The sequence below is a fragment of the Candidatus Pelagibacter sp. Uisw_134_02 genome (genome assembly GCF_047720265.1).
GTDB lineage: Bacteria > Pseudomonadota > Alphaproteobacteria > Pelagibacterales > Pelagibacteraceae > Pelagibacter.
On sequence record NZ_CP159813.1, the window covers coordinates 813,047 to 827,952 of the forward strand.

A 14,906-nucleotide genomic window follows, 5' to 3' on the forward strand; every position below is an offset into this window, starting at 1 on the left:
CAATTAATCAAAAAAATATGGAAAAAAATTTATACATTGATGCTTCGCATCCAAATGAAACTAGGGTTGTGCTTAAATCTGGGGACAATATTGAAGACTACGAATACGAAGGTTTAAAAAATAATTTAATTAAAAATAATATTTATCTTGGAAAAGTTAGTCGTGTTGAACCTTCATTACAAGCGGCTTTTATAGACTTCGGTAGAGATAGGCACGGTTTTCTATCTTTTAATGATATTCAATCTGACTACTATCAAATTCCTCAAAGTGATTTAATAAAAATTAAAGAAGAGGAAGAAAGAGCAAGAGAAGAACTTTTAAAAGAAAGTGAAAAAGAAGAGCAGAAAAACATCAATGAAGGTAATTTGGATATTAATGATCCAGTTGAAGCTAAACCAGACTCTGAAATAGATCTTAATTTGTTAGAAGGTCAGCCTGAGTCTGACAAAATATTGATAGAAAAAAATGCTAATGAAACAAATCAAATTGATGAAGTTAAAAAGGTAAAGTTAAGACCCAGATTTAAAAGATACAAAATACAAGAAGTTATTAAACCTAACCAAGTAATTCTAGTACAAGTGTTAAAGGATGAGAGAGGGCAAAAGGGTGCTGCTCTAAGTACTTTTATTTCTATAGCAGGTAAATATATAGTGTTAATGCCAAACACACCAAAAGGTGGGGGTATATCTCGTAAAATATTTAACCCAGGTGAAAGAAAAAAAATCAGAACTATTTTAAATGACATAATTATTCCAAAAGAAATGGGTCTTATTGTTAGAACAGCGGGATCTAATAAAACAAAAAATGAAATAGACCATGATCTTCAAACATTAATTAAGACGTGGAATGGAATAAAAGAAAGTGCTTTAAATTCTATTGCGCCCTCTTTAATTCATCAAGAAAGCGATATTATAAAAAGAACATTGAGAGATATGTATGATGAAAACACAAACAGTGTAGTGATTGAAGGAAACGAAGGATATAAAAAAGCACAAAGTTTTATGAAATTAATGATGCCTTCACATGTAAAAAAAATAAAGAAATATAGAGAAAAAATTCCTTTATTTTTTAAATTAAATATAGAAGAAAAATTAAATCAGATTTATGATACTGAGATTAAATTAAAATCAGGTGGATATTTAGTTATAAACCCAACTGAGGCATTAGTTTCTATTGATATAAACTCAGGTAGCTCCATAAAGCAAAAAAATGTTGAAAGCACTGCTTTAGATACAAACTTAGAAGCGGCTGAAGAGATATCTAGACAAATAAAAATCAGAGATTTATCTGGTTTAGTAATAATTGACTTTATTGATATGCTAAGTTTTGGGAATAGAAGATTAGTTGAAAGAAAACTTAAAGAAAAGTGTAGAACGGATAGGGCAAGAATTCAAATAGGAAGAATTAGTACTTTTGGGTTATTAGAGATGTCTAGACAAAGACTTCGGGAAAGTGCTGTAAAATGGAAAGTTACTCTTACAGATGAGTTTTTTGCTATGAAAATTCTTAAATTGGTGGAAGTTAAAGCTGTTTTAACAAAGGCTAAATTTGTAGAATTAAAAATCTGCGAAAAAATATCAGATTTTATGAAAGAAAATTTTATCGAAGATTTAAAATATTTTGAGGAAAAGAACTTAATTAAAATAGATATTATTGCAGATAATTCTCTAATTATTCCTGAATATATAATTGACCTGCAAAATAAAACTAAAAAAACAATAGAAACTGTAGAACATCTAGAAAAATTAAAAAACCTAGAGGAACAAAAGAAAGAATTAAAAACTTTTGAAACTTTAAATAAAAAAAAACCTTATAAAAAAAAACCTTATAAAAAAAAATTTTTTAAAAAACCAGCTGCTTAAATAATTCCAGTTGCTGGTGATGATGCGCTTCCATAAATTGATTTTTCTATTCTCCCAGATAAATAAGATTGTCTGCCAGCAATAACTGCATTTCTAAATGCTAGTGCCATTTGAAATGGTTTTTTAGCTTTTGCAATTGCTGTATTGGCCAAAACTCCATCACAACCCAATTCCATAGCAATGACTGCATCTGATGCTTGACCTAATCCAGCATCAATTATCACGGGAAGTTTTGTTTGACTTCTTATAATTTTAATATTTGTTGGATTTTGGATTCCTAGTCCAGATCCTATGGGTGCTGCTAAAGGCATAATTGCACAAGCTCCAACATTTTCTAATCTTTTTGCCATCAGGGGATCATCATTACAATACACCATTACTTTAAATCCTTCTTTAGTCAAAACTTCTGTCGATTTTAAAGTTTCAATCATTTCAGGAAATAGATTTTTTTTATCTCCCAGCACCTCTAGTTTTACTAGTTTCCATCCACCAATTTCTCTAGCTAATCTCAGTGTTCTAAGTGCTTCTCCTGAATTAAAACATCCAGCTGTATTCGGAAGGTAAGTAATTTTTTTTGGATCAATATAATCCATCAATAATGGTTTTTTTTTATCTGAGATATTAACTCTTCTTACAGCAACTGTTACTATTTCTGCACCAGATAATTTAATAGCTTTTGCACACTCTGACATACTTTTATATTTCCCAGTACCAACTATTAATCTGGAATTAAATTTTTTTTTAGCAACTATTAATTTATCATTGTTCATTTTTAACCACCTCCAATAAAATGAACAATTTCTATCTTGTCATTTTTTTTTAGTTTTATTTTATTTGTATCATTTTTATCTATTATTTCTTGATTCAGTTCAATTGCTACTTTTTTAAGTGGAATTTTTAGTTCTTTAAGAAAAATTAATAGGCTTAAATTTTCATTTATTGTTGAAATTTTACCATTTACCTTGATTTTTATTTTTTTTATTTTTTTCATAATGTATAAGAATTTGATGCATAATAATATTATAATTATTAATGGTCCCAATCTTAATCTATTAGGTAAAAGAGAACAATCACAATATGGATCAATAACATTTGATAAATTAAAAGAAAATTGCCTGAACAAAGCTAAGGAATTAAAAATTAATTTGGAGTTTTGTCAATCAAATATAGAGGGTGAGATAGTTACAACTATACAGGATGCAAAAAAAAAATTTGATGGCATAATCATTAACGCAGCTGGATTTACACACACATCTGTTGCTATTAGAGATGCTTTAGATATTTACAAGAGACCAATTATTGAACTTCACATATCAAATATATATAAAAGAGAGGAATTTAGACATAAATCTTTAATTAGTGATATTGCTACTGGTGGTATTTTTGGTTTAGGTGACAATGGATATATTTTAGCCATAATTGCAATGCAAAACTTACTACAAAAATGAAAATAGATAAAAAAATTATCAAAGAATTAACTGAGTACTTAAATGAATTTGGTTTAACTGAGATCGAATACACAGATAAGGATACTAAGATCAAGGTATCTAAATGGGTTGTGCCAAATTCTAGTGAAACAGTAAGTGTTGCTGCATCTACTTCAGAGCCTACAAAAAAATTACCTAAGGCTGTAAGTGGTACTGAAGTTAAATCTCCCATTATTGGAACTGCCTACCATGCCCCAGAACCCGGTGCAAAAAAATTTATTGAAGTTGGCAAAAAAATAAAAAAAGGTGAAACAATTATGATTGTTGAGGCAATGAAAACAATGAATCATATTCCATCAACAGTAGACGGTATTATCAAAGAGATTTGTGTTGAAGATGGCCAACCTGTTGAATTTGGTCAAACTATTATTATTGTAGAGTAATGTTCAAAAAAATTTTAATTGCAAATCGAGGAGAAATTGCAGTTAGAGTTATAAGAGCCTGTAAAGAATGGGGTATAGAGACTGTTGCTGTTCATTCAGATGTCGATAGAGATAGTATGCATGTCAGGCTTGCAGATGAAAGTGTTTGCATAGGCTCACACCAACCAGCAAATAGTTATCTAAATATTCCTGCATTAATGTCTGCAATTGAACTTACAAAAGCTGAAGCAGTACATCCTGGATATGGTTTTTTATCTGAAAATGCAAACTTTGCTAAGATATTAGAAGAGAATAATATCAAATTTATTGGAGCATCTTCAAAACTAATAAAGATGATGGGAGATAAAATCCAAGCAAAAAAAATTGCTAAAGAACATGGTTTGCCAGTTATTGAGGGTTCTGAAGGTGGTATAAAAGATATAAAGTCAGCTAAAGAGATTTGTAAAAAAATAGGATTTCCAGTATTAATTAAAGCGTCTGCTGGTGGTGGTGGCAAGGGAATGAAAATTGTTCATAAAGAAGAGGAATTTGAAACATTATTTTCAACAGCAAAATCTGAAGCGAAAAAATATTTTGGTAATGACGAAATATATATTGAGAAATTTTTTCAGAACCCAAGACATATTGAGGTACAAATTTTATCAGGTAAGAATCTAACAGTCCACCTTCATGAAAGAGATTGTTCAGTTCAAAGAAGGCATCAAAAATTAATAGAAGAAACCCCTAGCCCAGTTCTAACAGACAAAATTAGAAAAGATCTTTTTGAAAGAACTGTAAATATGGTGAGTAAAATTGGCTACGAAGGTGCTGGAACAGTTGAATTTATTTATGAAGATGGGAAATTTTATTTTTTAGAAATGAATACAAGAATTCAAGTTGAACATCCAGTTACGGAGATGGTTACTGGTATCGACATAATTAAAGAACAAATTTGGATAGCTTACACAGGAGAAACGGCACTTAAACAAAGTGATATCAACCCTAGAGGTCATGCAATTGAATGTAGAATAAACGCAGAAGATGCAAGTAAAAATTTTCAACCATCACCAGGTACTATAGGTATGTGTCATCAACCATCAGGTTTTAGAACAAGGGTTGATGGAGCAATATTTCAAGGTTATAAAGTTACACCATTTTATGACAGTATGGTTTGTAAAGTAATTACTCAGGGAAGAAATAGAACTGAAGCTATTCAAAGGATGAATCGTTCTTTAGACGAGTTTGTGATTGAGGGTATCACAACAACAATACCACTACATAAAATTTTACTAAATCATAAAAAATTTATTGACTCAGATTTTAATGTAAGTTGGCTAGATAACGAAAAAGTTATTTAATAACATTTAGTTAACCAAATATCATAAACAGGGTGATCAAATGGATTAATTGCTGGACTAGATGAAAATGTCCAACCATTAAACACAAAAACCTCATTGTTATCTTTATTTGATATATCTTTAACCTGAATATATGCTGTTATTTCTGGACTATCATCAAATTCTGAATTTTTACACTTTAAGCTTCTAATTGATAAATTTTGAAAAATTAATTTCTCACCAATTTTAAGTTTTAAAAGGTTTGTTTTAGAACTAACCTTATCTAAAATTTTTATCTCAATAAAGCCATTTTTAATATTTTCAAGTGCAGTTAAAGGAAAAGATAGGTTTACAAAAAAAAAATAGGTTAAAAATAATAGGAAACTAAATTTTCCAAGTAGTATATTTTTTTTTAATTTCTTCATTATTTTTATTTGGGTGGTGTGCATTTTCTGTGCCAGTTTGATTTGATTGATGTGGTTTTTGCCAATCATATTTTTCTAAATCATGTTTATTCTCAATCCTATTGCGTGTAAAGTGAATCCACGAATACCATTCACTAGGTATTTTTGAGGCATCAATTTCTCCACTATAAATTACCCATCTTTTACCGGCTTTACTCTCATAGTATTTGTTACCTGTCGAATCACTTCCTACAAGTTTTCCAAAAAAAATTGTTTTTAATTTTGTTCCAAAAGTTTCTTGATTCCACCAGATGAAAATTTTTTTTAAAAGTGTCAACATATAATTTGCTTATTCTTCAATCTAAAATTGTATAATTTAAATTAGACTAAAGTAGGGATTTGTATATAAATTAATTATCATAAGATTCAAAATTAAAAATTAATTAAAGGAAAAATGGCAAAATATTTAGTAGAAACTTATTATACATGTAGCTTTAAAGTTAATCATTATCTAGATGATATTAATGAAACAGAATTAGCAAACCTTGAAAAGAGAGATGATGGAAAATTTGAAGTTTTGGATGTAAAACTTGATACAAGAAAAACTAAAAGCTTAGATCCAAATAATAAGATAATTGAGCCTAAAAAATTAGATATTGTATCTGAGCAAAGCCAGCCTAAAGTTGTTTCAAAAGAGAGTAACTCTACATTTGTTAAAAAAATAAGCGAAGGTGTAGGTAAAAGATTTAGTATGCCAGATAGAAGAAAGGGCTATATTCAAAAAGCAACTATTGGTGATCACAAAGTTTATTTACATACAGGTGAATATGAGGATGGAAAAATAGGTGAAATTTTTATCGACACAAGCAAAGAAGGTGAATTAGTAAAAGCCTTAATGAATAATTTTGCAATAGCAATATCACTTGGCCTTCAATATGGTGTTCCACTAGATGAGTTTATTAGTGCTTATGTTGATACTAAATTTGAACCATCTGGAAAAGTACATGGTAATGACAGAATAATGAGTGCATCTTCAATACTTGATTATATATTTAGGGAACTAGCTATCTCTTATCAAAATAGAGAAGATCTAGCGCATACTCCAGCAATTGGTGGATCAGACAGATCTTCACTTGAAGAGGAAAACACTGAAGATCAAAATCAATTACTTAAGATTATAAAAGATGTTACTAGCAAAGGCTTTGTTAGAAATAATTACAAAAAAAATCTTGTAGACTTATCTGATGTTAAAATAAGCTTAAAAGGAAAAAAATAATATTATTTTTTCAATTTTAAAGCTAATCCAAGTTCTTTAAGTTGTTCTTCATTAACTTCAGATGGTGCATTCATCATTAGGTCTTGTGCATTTTGATTCATTGGAAACATAGTAACTTCTCTAATATTCTTCTCATTTGCTAAAAGCATTACAATTCTATCTATTCCAGGTGCTATTCCTCCATGAGGTGGTGCTCCATAACTAAGGGCATTTATCATACCACTAAATTTTTCATTAACTTGGTCTTTGTCATAACCAGCTATTGAAAATAATTTATACATTAGTTCTGGTACATGGTTTCTAATTGCGCCTGAAGACAATTCTATTCCATTACAAACAATATCATATTGATAGGCTTTAATATTAAGGGGATTATCTAAATCAATATCTTTAATATCACCTTGTGGCATTGAAAATGGGTTGTGACTAAATTCAATTTTATTAGTTACTTCATTTTTTTCAAACATTGGATAATCAACAATCCAACAAAATGCAAAAGTGTTTTCATCTATTAGTTCTAAATCCTTAGCAATTTTATCTCTAGCTTGAGAGGTAATCTTTTCAACATCCTGTATTTTTCCACAGGCAAAAAATATACTATCACCCACTTCAGCACCAGTAATTTTCATAATTTCATCTAAAGATTCTTTTGAAAAAAACTTTCCCACAGGTCCTTTAGCTAAAATATTTTCATTTTTTTCAATTGTAAAATAAGCAAGACCAGAAGCTCCCTGTTCCTTGGCCCATTTATCTATATTATCAAAAAAACTTCTTGGTTTTTCTTTTGTATTTTTAGTTACTATAGATCTTACTTTAGAGCCAGATTTTACAAGTTTTTTAAATATTTCAAACGTAACATCATCACGCGTAAATATGTCTGACAAATCTGAAATTATTAATGGATTTCTTAGATCAGGTTTATCTGATCCATATTTAAGCATAGATTCTTCATATGGTATTCTTGGAAATTTTTCATGCATTAATTTTTTTGAAGAAAAATTTTTAAAAACATTTATTATTAATTTTTCAACAACTGCAAAAATATCTTCTTGTTCAACAAATGACATTTCCAGATCAAGTTGATAGAATTCACCGGGACTTCTATCTGCTCTTGCATCTTCATCCCTAAAACATGGCGCAATTTGAAAATATTTGTCAAACCCAGATACCATTATTAATTGTTTAAATTGTTGAGGTGCTTGTGGTAGTGCATAAAATTTTCCTGGATTTAACCTACTGGGAACTAAAAAGTCCCTAGCACCCTCAGGACTTGAAGATGTCAGTATTGGTGTTTGAAATTCCAAAAAATCTAAATTGAACATTTCATTCCTGATAAATGAAATAACTTTTGATCTTAAAACAATATTGTCATGAATTTTTTTTCTTCTTAAATCTAAAAATCTATATTTAAGTCTTATTTCTTCTGCATATTCCTGGTCACTAAATACTGGCATTGGAAGCTCTTTACATGTTCCTAGAACTTCGAATTTATCAATATTAATTTCTATCTCACCAGTTTGGAGATCAGAATTAATAGTGTCAACACTTCTTTCAATTACTTTTCCATTTATTCTAATGACACTTTCTAACTGAATTTTTTCTAGTAATTTAAAGTTCTCATTACTTTTATCAACAATGCATTGAGTCATTCCGTAATTATCTCTTAAATCAATGAATAAAAGATTTCCATGATCTCTTTTTTTATTAACCCAACCAGACAAAACAATCGCTTGCCCACTGTTATCTTTGTTTAATTCGTTGCAATTATGTGTCCTATATTTATTCACTTATTCTCTAATGCCTCATTAATGATCTTAAAATCTATTGATTTTTTCTTTTTTAAACTAATCTCATCAATTTTATATATGAATTCAAATATTTTGCCATACGATCTGTCAACTCTTTTAATAATGAAATCGATTAATCTTTTATCTAGAGAAATCTGTCTATCAGACAAATTTTTTAGTATTAAAGCAAACATTAATTCATCATCTGGGTTTTCAATTTTTGCTAGTAAGCAGTTTTTAGTTCTTGATTTAAGATCTTCGAGTTTAAAATCAATTTTTGCTACTGGTTCTGAAGACGTAATTATCAAAAATTTATTATCCTGATCAATAATATTAAAAAGACTATAGATTAGTTTCTCATTCACATCTAAATCAAAATTTTCTAAGACAACATTTTGATAAGGTTTAATTGTTTTTAAATTTTCATCATCAAAAAAATTTGTTTCAATCCTTATCCCACCAAATTTTTTTAAGAAAATATCTGTTAAATGAGTTTTGCCAGAAAATTTCTCTCCAATGATATTTATGAAGTTTTTTTCCCATTTTGGCCAATTGTTCATTAATTCAAATGCATAAAAGTTACTTTTTCCAACATAAAAATCATCATCTTTAAAGTTTTGCTCATAGTCAAAGTCTAATAATAATTGATTCAAACTTTTCATTTAACTGTCCAAACATTATTTTCCATTACTATATTAAAATTTTTATTACTCATATTATTAAAAAAATTTTTAGGGGATCCATTATAAATTATTCGATATTGAATGTTTTGATTGTTAAAATTTAATATGTAGAAATTTGATATTAGATCAGTTTTAGTTAGCACATCTTCTAAATACATAATTTTTTTATAATCTTTTGAATTTATCGAAATAATCAATGGAAGTTTTATCGATGTATTTATCTCATTGTTTTTCTTCCATTCATCTTCATACGAATTCTTTAAATTGTTTAAAATCATATTGAAATCTTTTTCTTTTTTTATATCAACTTTAAAATATTCTTGATTATCGATCTTAAGAGAATTGTTTAAATTAATTTTTGAGAGTATCTTAAGTTCATTTTTATTTTTATAAATGATTAAAATTATATAATCTTTTAAATCATATTTAGTTATTAGATTTATAAAATCATGTTCTTCGATAGAGGTAGAGATCTCTTGAAGTTCATTCAAATCTTCAAGGTCTTCACTTGGTAATAGATATTCTAATAATTGATAATTTTTACTTTTATTATTCCATTTTTTATAAAAAATATTATTATCAAATAAATAAACATTATCAGTTTCAGTATCTATTATTATTGGAATTAATAAAATTTTATTTCTTATTGGAATTGATGGAAAGATACTTTTTTTTTCTAAAAAATTTAAAATTTTTTTTTTATTAAAGCTTGTTTCAAGTTTTGCATAATATTCGTTATTAATAAATTTCTCGTCACTTATTGTAAAAGAATCAATCATACTCTTGAGCTCTTTTAGCGATACTTTCTTAATTTTATCTTTATCACCTGAGGTTGTAATCATTGAAAGTAAATTTGTGAAAGAAGTCTGAAATCCATCATCAATTACTTTACTTTTCTTAAAATTGAGCTCAAAAGGAGATGAAATTTCAATATCAGACACTTTAAAAGTATTGGCATTCAAATAAGTTGTGGAAAAAATTATTATAAATAGAACGTATGAACTAAAAAATATATATACTTTTTTTAATCTTATTAATTTTTTAAAAATTTGCATATTTTATACTAATGAAAAAAGAAAAATTAACCTATGAAAAAAGTGGTGTAAATATAAGCTCTGCTGACAATTTTGTTAAATTCATATCCGCTTTATTATCAAAAAATAAAGGCAAAAAAAAGTTTGGTAACATTGGTGGTTTTGGTTCTATTTCAAATATTCCAAAAAAATTTAAACACCCTAAAATTGTAGCTTGCACTGACGGTGTTGGAACCAAAGTGGAGATAGCAAATACACTAAATAAATATGATACAATTGGAATTGATTTGGTTGCAATGAGTGTAAATGATCTAATTGTTCAGGGAGCAAAACCTCTATTATTTTTAGATTATATATCAATAAATAAAATTGATTTAAAAAAATTAAAATCTATTCTTAAAGGTATAGTAAAAGGATGTAAAATTTCAAACTGTGAATTGGTAGGTGGGGAAACTGCAGAAATGCCTGGGACCTATGAAAAAGGTAAATTTGATATAGCTGGATTTGCTGTAGGTTTAGTAGATGAGAAAAAAATTCTACATAAAAAAAATATTAAAAAAAATGATTTAATTTTAGCTATACCTTCAAGTGGTATTCACTCTAATGGTTATTCATTAGTTAGATATATTTTAAAAAAAAAAAAATTAATTTTAAAAATAACTTATTTTTAAAAAATGAATTATTGAGACCAACAAAAATTTATGTTAACGAAGTTTTAAACCTAATTAATAAAAATCTTTTAAACGGATGTTCAAATATAACTGGTGGTGGACTAGTAGATAATATCAAAAGAGTTATTCCAGACGGATTAGTTGCTGATATAGATTTGAATAAAATTAAAACTAAAAAAATTTTTAAATGGTTAAAACAAAATAACATTGAGGATACAGAGATGTTAAAAACATTTAATTGTGGTGTTGGCTTTTGTTTAATAATCCAACCAAAAAATTTAAAAAAAATCTCAAAATTTTTTACAAAAAAATTTAAACCATACGTTATAGGAAAAATAATCACGGGAAATACTAAAGTTAAACTTAATGGAAAAATTGACTGGTCTTAAAAAAATAAAAACAGCAGTTTTTATTTCAGGAACAGGAAGTAATTTAAAAAATATAATAAAATTCTCTAAATTAAAAAGATCTTCTATCTCTATAGATTTAATAGTTTCTAACACTTATCTTGCAAAAGGTTTAAAATATGCAAACGAATTTGAAATAAAAAAAAAAATTTTTAATTTTAAGAATTACAAAGAGGCAGAAAAAAATATACTAATATTATTAAAAAAAAAAAAATAAAATTTATTTGTTTGGCAGGATTTATGAAAATTTTGTCTAAAAATTTTATAAAAAAATTTAATGGTAAGATAATCAATATTCATCCTTCACTACTTCCAAAGTATAAAGGTCTTAATACTCATTTTAGAGCTATTAAAAATAAAGATAAGTTTGCAGGCTGCACTGTACATCATGTCAGTGAAATGTTAGACTCTGGAAGAATTATTTTACAAAAAAAAGTAAAGATAACTACAAGAGATAATCCAACTACTTTATCAAAAAAAGTTTTGAAGCTAGAACACAAATTGTATCCAGCTGCTATTATGAAAATTTTTAACTAGTCTTTAAAGAAGAAATCAATTTCAATTTTTGCATTCTCAACACTATCAGAACCATGGACAGAATTTTTATCAATTGAAATGCCATATTTTTTTCTTATTGTTCCTTCTGCAGCTTCTTCAGGCTTAGTAGCTCCCATCAGCTCTCTATTTCCTAAAACTGCATTTTCTTTTTCAAGTACCATCACAACTATTGGTCCTGATGACAAATATGCACATAAATCTTTGTAAAAGGGCTTTGTTTCATGAACTTTATAGAATTGTTCAGCTTCAGATTTTGCTATTTGAATTTTTTTATCTTTAACAATATTAAAACCTTTATTTTTAAATATTTCCTTAATTTCATTATCTAAATTTCTTTCTACTGCATCTGGTTTAATAATTGATAGTGTTTGTTCTATATTACTCATAATCATCCTCTATTAGTTTATTTAATAATCTTACTCCATAACCAGTTGCCCCACCTGAATTTAAAGCACCACCATATTTTGAGAAAGCCATACCAGCTATGTCTAAATGAGCCCAAGGTGTCTTGTTTAGAATAAATCTTTGTAAAAATTGTGCAGCAGTTGTTGATCCTGCTCCACCAACATAATTTATATTTTGCATGTCAGCATTTTTTGAATCAATAAGTTTATCAAAATTTTTATGTAAAGGCATTCTCCATAATTTTTCGTCAACTTTTTCACCTGCATTCAATAGTTGTTTTGATAATTTTTCATCATTTGAAAACAAACCAGCATATTCAGAACCTAATGAAACTATTATAGCACCCGTAAGAGTTGCTAAATCAACCATAAATTTAGGTTTAAATTTTTTCTCAGTAAATGTTAAAGCATCGGCTAAAACCAATCTGCCTTCTGCATCTGTATTTAATATTTCTATTGTTTTACCACTATAAGATTTAACTATATCTCCAGGTCTTTGCGCATTCCCACCTGGCATATTTTCTACAAGTCCTACAACACCAACAGCATTAATTTTTGCTTTTCTTAATGCAAGATTTTTCATTAAACCAACTACAGTGGCTGAACCCGCCATATCATAAGTCATATCTTCCATAAATTTTGCTGGTTTAAGTGAAATCCCACCAGTATCAAAACAAACTCCCTTGCCAACAAATGCTAAGGGTTTAGAATTATTTTTTGTTCCTTTCCATTCCATTGTTACAAGGTATGACCCTCTAATACTTCCTTGTCCTACGCCTAATAAAGCATTCATTCCTAATTTTTTTAATTGCTTATCATCATATATATTTATTTTTAAACCATATTTTTTAAGTGCGCTTAATCTTTTTGCATACTCATCTGGATGTAAAATATTTCCAGGTTCAGACACAAGATCTCTTGCAAAAAAAGTACCTTCTTCTAATGCTTTAAATCTTAATTGATTTTGAGCAGAAATATTGTTTTTACTTCCGCTTACATTTATGGAAACAAGTCTTTTATTTTTTTTTGATTTATAAATACTAAAATCATAAGATTTCAATTTTAGTCCATGTAGAAAATGTCCAACAAAATTTTCTACTTTGCATTTTATAGTGTCTGGGTTTACAAAATAATCATTTTTATTATCATAATTTATGTAACTATGAAATTTAGCACCTAAACTTTCTACATCAGAAGTTTTTAAATCTTTTTTAATAGAGACTAAAAATATTGTTTTTTTTGAATTAATTTTAAATAAAAGTAAGTTTTTCTTTAAATCACTATTTTTTAATAGGTCAAATATGTAAGAAAATTCTTCCTTAGAAATATATTTTTTTAACCCGTCAATATTGTAATTTTCATCAACAAACAAGACAAGGTTAGCCGAAGTATTTTTAAAGCTTCTATTTTTATAGTTAATTTGAATAGACATAAATTTTAAATACACTCTATGCGTGTTCGATGCTATATATGTACAAAATTAATATAATTCAATGAAAAACTTAATATTTAATAAATTTATTATTGATGCAACAAAGACGTTTTTTATGATAACTGCATCAGTTGGTTTGATTGTATGGGTTATACAGGCTGTAAAGTTTTTAGATTTTGTGGCTGAGGATGGTCATAGCCTTAAAGTGTATTTTTTATACACATTATTAAATCTTCCTAAAATAATTCATAGAATATTGCCATTTGTTTTTTTTATTTCTCTATTTCATCAAATAAATCAATATGAGCTTAAAAATGAACTTTTGGTGTTGTGGTCAAATGGTATTAATAAAATTAGTTTTATAAAGGCGGTAATTATTTACTCCTTATTGGTTACTATATTTCAATTAATTTTAGGTTTATTCATTTCACCATTAAGTCAAGATAAAGGAAGAGACTTTATTAGACAATCAAATATAGATTTTCTACCTTCATTAATCAAAGCTGGAAAGTTTATTGACACAGTATCAGATTTAACAATATTTATAGATCACAAAGATGAACTAGGAAACCTTAAGAATATTTATTTAAAAGACTCTAGTAACGATTTAAGAGAAATAGATGATGGTTTTCAAATAATTTTTGCAAAAAATGGTCGTCTGTATGTAGAAAATAAAATCAGATTTTTTAAATTATTTAATGGAAATATAATTAATAACAATAATGGTGAATTGACTAATTTTAAATTTAGACAATTAAATTTTAATTTAGAAAAATATTCTTCTAAAACAACTGTGTTTCCAAAAATACAAGAAATTTCAACAAATGAATTACTTAAATGCATATATTCTTTTAACTCTAAAGAACAAATAGAATATATATCATCAAGGTTGATGTGCAATGAAACAAAAATTAAAGATATTACTCAGGAATTTTTAAAAAGACTTTATAAGCCTATATATATTCCATTAATTGGATTGATTGTTTCTTTAATAATACTTAAATCGAGAGAGGTAAAAACTTATTATAAATATAGTTTTTTTATATTTTTTATAACATTCTCTTTAATCCTAATTTCTGAATTATCTTTGAGGTATTCAACAATTAACTTATCTGGCTTTCTTTTTTTTATTTTTTTTCCATTACTTTTATTTATAATTTCCTATTTACTCTTAACTATAAAATTTAAAAATAAACTATAAA

At 27.2% G+C, this 14,906-nt stretch carries 15 protein-coding genes and 2 pseudogenes; 8 read left to right on the top strand and 9 right to left on the bottom strand.

Features of this window, described 5'->3' with window-relative positions; all coding sequences use genetic code 11:
• Window positions 1–17 precede the first annotated feature (17 nt).
• Entirely contained in the window at window positions 18–1,862 is a 1,845-nt protein-coding gene (locus tag ABXT56_RS04535; RefSeq protein WP_415299530.1) for an Rne/Rng family ribonuclease, read from the top strand.
• On the opposite strand, the gene ABXT56_RS04540 is transcribed toward ABXT56_RS04535, so the two are convergent.
• A complete protein-coding gene (locus ABXT56_RS04540) occupies window positions 1,859–2,632 on the bottom strand; it encodes a thiazole synthase (RefSeq protein ID WP_415299531.1) in 774 nt (257 codons plus the stop codon). The two genes, ABXT56_RS04535 and ABXT56_RS04540, sit on opposite strands and share 4 nt — an antisense overlap.
• 2 nt (window positions 2,633–2,634) lie before the next feature.
• Window positions 2,635–2,853, bottom strand: a complete 219-nt coding sequence (gene thiS, locus ABXT56_RS04545; RefSeq protein WP_415299532.1) for a sulfur carrier protein ThiS — start codon at window positions 2,851–2,853, stop codon at window positions 2,635–2,637.
• Window positions 2,854–2,869: 16 nt separating this feature from the next.
• Between thiS and aroQ the strand changes: the two genes are divergently transcribed.
• From aroQ to accC, 3 genes are read left to right on the top strand one after another with little or no spacing between them, the layout of a single operon-like run.
• Window positions 2,870–3,310 (top strand): type II 3-dehydroquinate dehydratase, encoded by a 441-nt coding sequence (aroQ, locus tag ABXT56_RS04550; RefSeq protein WP_415299533.1) that lies wholly within the window; start codon window positions 2,870–2,872, stop codon window positions 3,308–3,310.
• Window positions 3,307–3,732 carry an acetyl-CoA carboxylase biotin carboxyl carrier protein gene (locus tag ABXT56_RS04555; protein WP_415299534.1) on the top strand — a complete coding sequence of 142 codons (426 nt, stop codon included), beginning with the start codon at window positions 3,307–3,309 and terminating at the stop codon, window positions 3,730–3,732. Before aroQ ends, ABXT56_RS04555 begins: the two co-directional genes overlap by 4 nt.
• Window positions 3,732–5,069 (top strand): acetyl-CoA carboxylase biotin carboxylase subunit, encoded by a 1,338-nt coding sequence (accC, locus tag ABXT56_RS04560; protein ID WP_415299535.1) that lies wholly within the window; start codon window positions 3,732–3,734, stop codon window positions 5,067–5,069. The genes ABXT56_RS04555 and accC overlap by 1 nt, the downstream gene beginning before the upstream one ends.
• Here the strand turns inward: accC and ABXT56_RS04565 are convergent.
• A complete protein-coding gene (locus tag ABXT56_RS04565; protein WP_415299536.1) occupies window positions 5,066–5,473 on the bottom strand; it encodes a DUF2155 domain-containing protein in 408 nt (135 codons plus the stop codon). The two genes, accC and ABXT56_RS04565, sit on opposite strands and share 4 nt — an antisense overlap.
• Window positions 5,433–5,792, bottom strand: coding sequence for an NADH-ubiquinone oxidoreductase subunit NDUFA12 family protein (locus ABXT56_RS04570; protein WP_415299537.1), 360 nt, complete (start codon window positions 5,790–5,792; stop codon window positions 5,433–5,435). The genes ABXT56_RS04565 and ABXT56_RS04570 overlap by 41 nt, the downstream gene beginning before the upstream one ends.
• A gap of 114 nt (window positions 5,793–5,906) precedes the next feature.
• Here ABXT56_RS04570 and ABXT56_RS04575 point away from each other — a divergent pair, with 114 nt between their 5' ends.
• A complete protein-coding gene (locus tag ABXT56_RS04575; RefSeq protein WP_415299538.1) occupies window positions 5,907–6,728 on the top strand; it encodes a ribonucleotide reductase in 822 nt (273 codons plus the stop codon).
• Between the two features lie 2 nt (window positions 6,729–6,730).
• Here the strand turns inward: ABXT56_RS04575 and aspS are convergent, their stop codons facing one another.
• Genes aspS through ABXT56_RS04590 form a run of 3 tightly spaced genes read right to left on the bottom strand, consistent with a single transcriptional unit; the run spans window position 6,731 to window position 10,139 of the window.
• The gene (gene aspS, locus ABXT56_RS04580; protein ID WP_415299539.1) at window positions 6,731–8,515 is read right to left on the bottom strand and encodes an aspartate--tRNA ligase; all 1,785 of its coding nucleotides are present in this window, start codon (window positions 8,513–8,515) and stop codon (window positions 6,731–6,733) included.
• Window positions 8,512–9,177 carry a DNA replication protein gene (locus ABXT56_RS04585; RefSeq protein ID WP_415299540.1) on the bottom strand — a complete coding sequence of 222 codons (666 nt, stop codon included), beginning with the start codon at window positions 9,175–9,177 and terminating at the stop codon, window positions 8,512–8,514. Before ABXT56_RS04585 ends, aspS begins: the two co-directional genes overlap by 4 nt.
• The gene (locus ABXT56_RS04590) at window positions 9,174–10,139 is read right to left on the bottom strand and encodes a hypothetical protein (RefSeq protein ID WP_415299541.1); all 966 of its coding nucleotides are present in this window, start codon (window positions 10,137–10,139) and stop codon (window positions 9,174–9,176) included. Before ABXT56_RS04590 ends, ABXT56_RS04585 begins: the two co-directional genes overlap by 4 nt.
• Window positions 10,140–10,264: 125 nt before the next feature.
• On the opposite strand from ABXT56_RS04590, the pseudogene purM reads away from it, so the two are divergent.
• Together purM and purN are read left to right on the top strand one after the other, a co-directional pair.
• A pseudogene (purM, locus tag ABXT56_RS04595) lies at window positions 10,265–11,292 on the top strand (phosphoribosylformylglycinamidine cyclo-ligase).
• A pseudogene (purN, locus tag ABXT56_RS04600) lies at window positions 11,270–11,847 on the top strand (phosphoribosylglycinamide formyltransferase). Before purM ends, purN begins: the two co-directional pseudogenes overlap by 23 nt.
• On the opposite strand, the gene ndk reads toward purN, so the two are convergent.
• Window positions 11,844–12,254, bottom strand: coding sequence for a nucleoside-diphosphate kinase (gene ndk, locus ABXT56_RS04605; RefSeq protein WP_415299542.1), 411 nt, complete (start codon window positions 12,252–12,254; stop codon window positions 11,844–11,846). The pseudogene purN and the gene ndk overlap by 4 nt on opposite strands.
• Window positions 12,247–13,704 carry a leucyl aminopeptidase gene (locus ABXT56_RS04610; protein ID WP_415299543.1) on the bottom strand — a complete coding sequence of 486 codons (1,458 nt, stop codon included), beginning with the start codon at window positions 13,702–13,704 and terminating at the stop codon, window positions 12,247–12,249. The genes ndk and ABXT56_RS04610 overlap by 8 nt, the downstream gene beginning before the upstream one ends.
• A gap of 61 nt (window positions 13,705–13,765) precedes the next feature.
• Here ABXT56_RS04610 and ABXT56_RS04615 point away from each other — a divergent pair, with 61 nt between their 5' ends.
• Window positions 13,766–14,905 (top strand): LptF/LptG family permease, encoded by a 1,140-nt coding sequence (locus ABXT56_RS04615; RefSeq protein ID WP_415299544.1) that lies wholly within the window; start codon window positions 13,766–13,768, stop codon window positions 14,903–14,905.
• Window position 14,906: the final 1 nt, after the last annotated feature.

What these genes read in the sequence shown, in the direction of transcription:
- ABXT56_RS04585 (WP_415299540.1), bottom strand. Translation starts at nt 9,177, where the DNA reads ATGAAAAGTTTGAATCAATTATTATTAGACTTTGACTATGAGCAAAAC.
- ABXT56_RS04535 (WP_415299530.1), top strand. Translation starts at nt 18, where the DNA reads ATGGAAAAAAATTTATACATTGATGCTTCGCATCCAAATGAAACTAGG.
- accC (WP_415299535.1), top strand. Translation starts at nt 3,732, where the DNA reads ATGTTCAAAAAAATTTTAATTGCAAATCGAGGAGAAATTGCAGTTAGA.
- thiS (WP_415299532.1), bottom strand. Translation starts at nt 2,853, where the DNA reads ATGAAAAAAATAAAAAAAATAAAAATCAAGGTAAATGGTAAAATTTCA.
- aroQ (WP_415299533.1), top strand. Translation starts at nt 2,870, where the DNA reads ATGCATAATAATATTATAATTATTAATGGTCCCAATCTTAATCTATTA.
- ABXT56_RS04555 (WP_415299534.1), top strand. Translation starts at nt 3,307, where the DNA reads ATGAAAATAGATAAAAAAATTATCAAAGAATTAACTGAGTACTTAAAT.
- ABXT56_RS04540 (WP_415299531.1), bottom strand. Translation starts at nt 2,632, where the DNA reads ATGAACAATGATAAATTAATAGTTGCTAAAAAAAAATTTAATTCCAGA.
- ABXT56_RS04575 (WP_415299538.1), top strand. Translation starts at nt 5,907, where the DNA reads ATGGCAAAATATTTAGTAGAAACTTATTATACATGTAGCTTTAAAGTT.
- ABXT56_RS04570 (WP_415299537.1), bottom strand. Translation starts at nt 5,792, where the DNA reads ATGTTGACACTTTTAAAAAAAATTTTCATCTGGTGGAATCAAGAAACT.
- ABXT56_RS04615 (WP_415299544.1), top strand. Translation starts at nt 13,766, where the DNA reads ATGAAAAACTTAATATTTAATAAATTTATTATTGATGCAACAAAGACG.
- ndk (WP_415299542.1), bottom strand. Translation starts at nt 12,254, where the DNA reads ATGAGTAATATAGAACAAACACTATCAATTATTAAACCAGATGCAGTA.
- ABXT56_RS04610 (WP_415299543.1), bottom strand. Translation starts at nt 13,704, where the DNA reads ATGTCTATTCAAATTAACTATAAAAATAGAAGCTTTAAAAATACTTCG.
- ABXT56_RS04565 (WP_415299536.1), bottom strand. Translation starts at nt 5,473, where the DNA reads ATGAAGAAATTAAAAAAAAATATACTACTTGGAAAATTTAGTTTCCTA.